The organism is Yoonia sp. (genome assembly GCF_036770585.1).
Taxonomy (GTDB): Bacteria; Pseudomonadota; Alphaproteobacteria; order Rhodobacterales; family Rhodobacteraceae; genus Yoonia.
Map to the genome: position 1 here is coordinate 1 of NZ_DAIPIW010000122.1, position 4,025 is coordinate 4,025.

The following is a 4,025-nucleotide window of genomic DNA, read 5'->3' on the forward strand; positions in this document are numbered from 1 at the left end:
CATAGATGCGGTCCTTGCCGCCCCAGATGCCGATGATCAGGAACATCGGGATCAGACCGGCCTCGAAGAAAAGGTAGAACAGCACCAGATCAAGCGCCATGAACACGCCCAGCATCAGCGTCTCGAGGATCAGGAAGGCGACCATATATTCCTTGACGCGGTGCTTCACGTCCCAACAGGCCGCGATGACCAGCGGCATCAGGAAGGTGGTCAGCATCACAAAGAGAATGCTGATCCCGTCCACGCCCATCTTGTATTCCAGCCCCAGAAGCCACGCGCGCTCTTCCACCATCTGAAAGCCGGTGTCGGCGGGGTTGAAGTTGGCCAGAACGATCAGCGAGACCAGAAACGTCGCGGCCGTCGCCAGAAGGGCCACCCATTTTGCGTTGCGCTGTGCGGCCTCGTCGTCGCCACGCAGGAACAGCATCAGAATCGCCGCAGCAAAGAGCGGCATGAAGGTAATGATGGAAAGGATATTGCCCATCAGTTTGCCCCCCCGAAGAGTGTCATCCAGGTCAGCATCACCGCGATCCCGATGACCATCGCGAAGGCATAGCTGAAGATATAGCCCGACTGCGCGCGCCCCGCGAGACGTGTGAAGAAGGGCACGATGCCCATCGCCACGCCGTTGATGCCGCCGTCGATGGTCTGCGTGTCACCCTGCTTCCACAGGATACGGCCAAGGGCCATCGCAGGCCGGACGAAGAGGAAGTCGAAGATCTCGTCGAAATACCACTTGTTCAGCAGAAAGCGGTAAAGCGGGGCCTGTTGTGCGGCCAGTTTGGCAGGCCAATCGGGGCGGCGGATATACATCTGATAGGCCAGACCAAAGCCCAGCAGCATTGCAACGAAGGGCGCCAGCTTGACCCAGATCGGCACCAGATGCGCCTCGTGCAGGACGTGGTTGTCGGGGTGCTTGAAGATGGCACCCTGCCCCGGCACCTCGGGCCATGCGGCCTTGCCGTGCGCGCCCTCATCGCCGTGGCCGTCATCCTCGCCTGCCGCATAGGCAGGGGCGATCAGGCTAAAGCCGAGGTCTGCGGTGTCTTCACTGACAATCGCGCCAAAGTATTTGCCCACGCTCTCGTCACTGCCGAAGAAGGGCTTGTAGAACACCATCCCCGACAGCACCGCCCCGATGGCCAGCACATAGAGGGGCGCAAGCATCGATGTGGGGCTTTCATGGGCGTGCTCATGCGTGTGCTTGTCGCCGCGCGGTTTGCCGTAGAAGGTCAGGAACATCAGACGCCAGCTGTAGAAACTGGTCATCAGCGCCGCGATCACCAGCATCCAGAAGGCAAAGCCCCCCATCGTGCCGGCATAAGCGCTTTCGATGATGGCGTCTTTCGACACGAAGCCCGCGAAACCAATGGGGAAGCCGACATACAACAGCGGGATCCCCACACCGGTGATCGCCAGCGTGCCGATCATCATCATCCAGAAGGTCTTGGGGATCTTGTGGCGCAAGCCGCCATAGTTCCGCATGTCCTGTTCATGGTGCATCGCATGAATGACCGAGCCTGCGCCAAGAAACAGCATCGCCTTGAAGAAGGCATGTGTCAGCAGGTGGAACATCGCAACCGAATAGACGCCAAGGCCCGCCGCCACGAACATGTAGCCAAGCTGCGAACAGGTCGAATAGGCGATCACCCGCTTGATGTCGTTCTGCACCAGTCCCACGGTCGCGGCGAAGAACGCCGTCGCGGCGCCAAGGAAAACGATAAAGCTGGTCGTCGCATCGGCATATTCCATCAAGGGCGACATGCGGCAGACAAGGAAGACACCGGCGGTGACCATGGTGGCCGCGTGGATCAGCGCCGACACAGGCGTCGGGCCCTCCATCGCGTCGGGCAGCCAAGTGTGCAGGAAAAGCTGTGCCGATTTGCCCATCGCGCCGATGAACAAAAGGAAGGCGATCAGGTTCAGCGTATCCCACTCGCGCCATGCGAACTGGATGGTGTGATCCTGCAGATCGGGAATGGCGGCGAAGATATCCTCGAACCGGACCGAATCCGTCACCAGGTAGAGCGCGAAAATCCCCAGCGCAAAGCCGAAATCGCCCACGCGGTTGACCACGAAAGCCTTGATCGCGGCCGCCCCGGCGGATGGCTTGCGGTAGTAGAACCCGATCAGCAGATAAGAGGCGACGCCCACGCCCTCCCAGCCAAAGAACATCTGCACAAGGTTGTCCGCCGTCACCAGCATCAGCATGGCGAAGGTGAAGAACGACAGATACGCAAAGAACCGCGGGCGATAGCTTTCGCCTTCCTTGAAATTCTCGTCATGGGCCATGTAGCCGAAAGAATAAAGATGGACGAGCGCCGAAACAGTGGTGATCACGATCAGCATGATCGCGGTCAGGCGGTCCATGCGGATCGCCCAGTCGGTGGACAGCGTGCCGCTTTCGATCCAGCGCAGGATGTTGACGGTATAGGTCGCGTTCGGATGGGCGCCAGGGTCGAAGGTCAGGAAGATGACCCACGAAAAGAAGGCCGAGACGAACAACAGGCTGGTCGCCGTCCACTGCGCCGCGCTCTCGCCGATCAGCCGCCAGCCGAAACCGCAGATCAGCGCGCCAACAAGCGGGGCGAAAAGGATAATCGTTTCCATTCGTCTTAGCCCTTCATCACGTTGACGTCTTCAACGTCGATGGTTCCGCGGTTGCGGAAGAAACACACAAGGATCGCAAGGCCGATCGCGGCCTCGGCGGCGGCGACGGTCAGCACGAACAGCGTGAACACCTGCCCGACCAGATCGCCCAGATAGCTGGAGAAGGCGACAAGGTTGATGTTCACCGCCAGCAGCATCAACTCGATGCTCATCAACAGGATGATCACGTTCTTGCGGTTGAGGAACAATCCGAAGATGCCGATGACAAACAGGGCCGCCGCCACTGTGAGATAATGTTCAAGTCCGATCATACGTCCCGTTCCCTTTGGGGCTTGGCACCCCGGCTTCTTTCTTCTCTGGCGCGGGTCAGCCCGCCTCCAGCACAAATTCCGTCTTGTCGCCGCGCATGTCCGGATAGGCCGCTGCACAGGCGCATGTTTCTTCCGTCAGCGTGACGATCTCGATCGCGCGCGCGATGAACTCAAGGTCCGCCGCAATACGTTCGAAGGTCGCAAAGACGCGGGCGCCCGACTGGTGGCGGTCAAGGACCTTGACCACCTCGTCCGTGCGGTCAAACGCCGGCAGCCGCCCCATGTTTTCCTCGGCAGAGCGCAGCCGCAGCATCTCGCCCGGACCGCAGTCCACAAGGCTGAACCCCTTGAACGAGCCTTCCTGCGTCCACCAGTCCACCCACATCACACGCCCCTCACCCAGATCGCGGTGGCCGAATTCGCCCCCGTGGCTGGGGTGCGTGATCCGACGGCAGTCGGACAGCGCAAGCGCCGCCCCTTCCGTGGCGATCAGCGCCAAGGCTGCGGATATGATGGCAAGACGGCGCATCGCGGGTTAAAGGCCCTGCCCCGGTTTCACGTCGCGCAATTCCATCGCCTTGGCGGGGTCGCGGTACATCTGCGCCAGCACGTTCTGGCGCTTGATATCGACGCGGTGGCGCAGGGTCAGGACAATCGCCCCGATCATCGCGACCAGCAGGATCAAACCGGCCAGCTGGAACAGCAGGAAATACTGGTCATAAAGCAGCATCCCCAGAGCGCGGGTATTGTCGAGATCACCGGCAGGTGCCGCGATCCGGTCCGGCGCGCCTTCGTCAAAGCCCCAGACACCGAATGCCAGCGCCAGTTGCATCAGGATGATCACCCCGATCAGCAGCGCGAGCGGCAGATATTTCGTCATCTCGGCCTTCAGCTCGGCGAAATCGACGTCCAGCATCATCACCACGAAGAGAAACAGCACCGCGACCGCCCCGACATAGACGATCACCAGCAGCATGGCGACGAATTCAGCCCCCAGCGTCACGAAAAGCCCGGCAGAAGACAGGAAGGCAAGGATCAGCCAAAGCACCGAATGCACGGGGTTCCGGCTGACGACCGTCATCAGGCCGCCCGCGACGGTCGTGA

Annotated in this window: 5 protein-coding genes; all 5 read right to left on the minus strand. The window is 60.8% G+C overall.

What is annotated here, in order from left to right; translation table 11 throughout:
* A partial coding sequence (locus tag V7N12_RS13770) for a proton-conducting transporter transmembrane domain-containing protein (RefSeq protein ID WP_333715220.1) occupies window positions 1-484 on the minus strand: 484 nt, incomplete at its 3' end.
* Window positions 484-2,610, minus strand: a complete 2,127-nt coding sequence (gene nuoL, locus V7N12_RS13775; RefSeq protein ID WP_333715221.1) for an NADH-quinone oxidoreductase subunit L — start codon at window positions 2,608-2,610, stop codon at window positions 484-486. The genes V7N12_RS13770 and nuoL, both read right to left, overlap by 1 nt.
* Window positions 2,611-2,615: 5 nt before the next feature.
* The gene (gene nuoK, locus V7N12_RS13780; protein ID WP_008235370.1) at window positions 2,616-2,921 is read right to left on the minus strand and encodes an NADH-quinone oxidoreductase subunit NuoK; all 306 of its coding nucleotides are present in this window, start codon (window positions 2,919-2,921) and stop codon (window positions 2,616-2,618) included.
* A gap of 55 nt (window positions 2,922-2,976) precedes the next feature.
* Window positions 2,977-3,450 (minus strand): hypothetical protein, encoded by a 474-nt coding sequence (locus tag V7N12_RS13785; RefSeq protein ID WP_333715227.1) that lies wholly within the window; start codon window positions 3,448-3,450, stop codon window positions 2,977-2,979.
* Between the two features lie 6 nt (window positions 3,451-3,456).
* Window positions 3,457-4,025: NADH-quinone oxidoreductase subunit J (locus tag V7N12_RS13790; protein ID WP_333715229.1), on the minus strand; the 569-nt coding region annotated here is incomplete at its 5' end.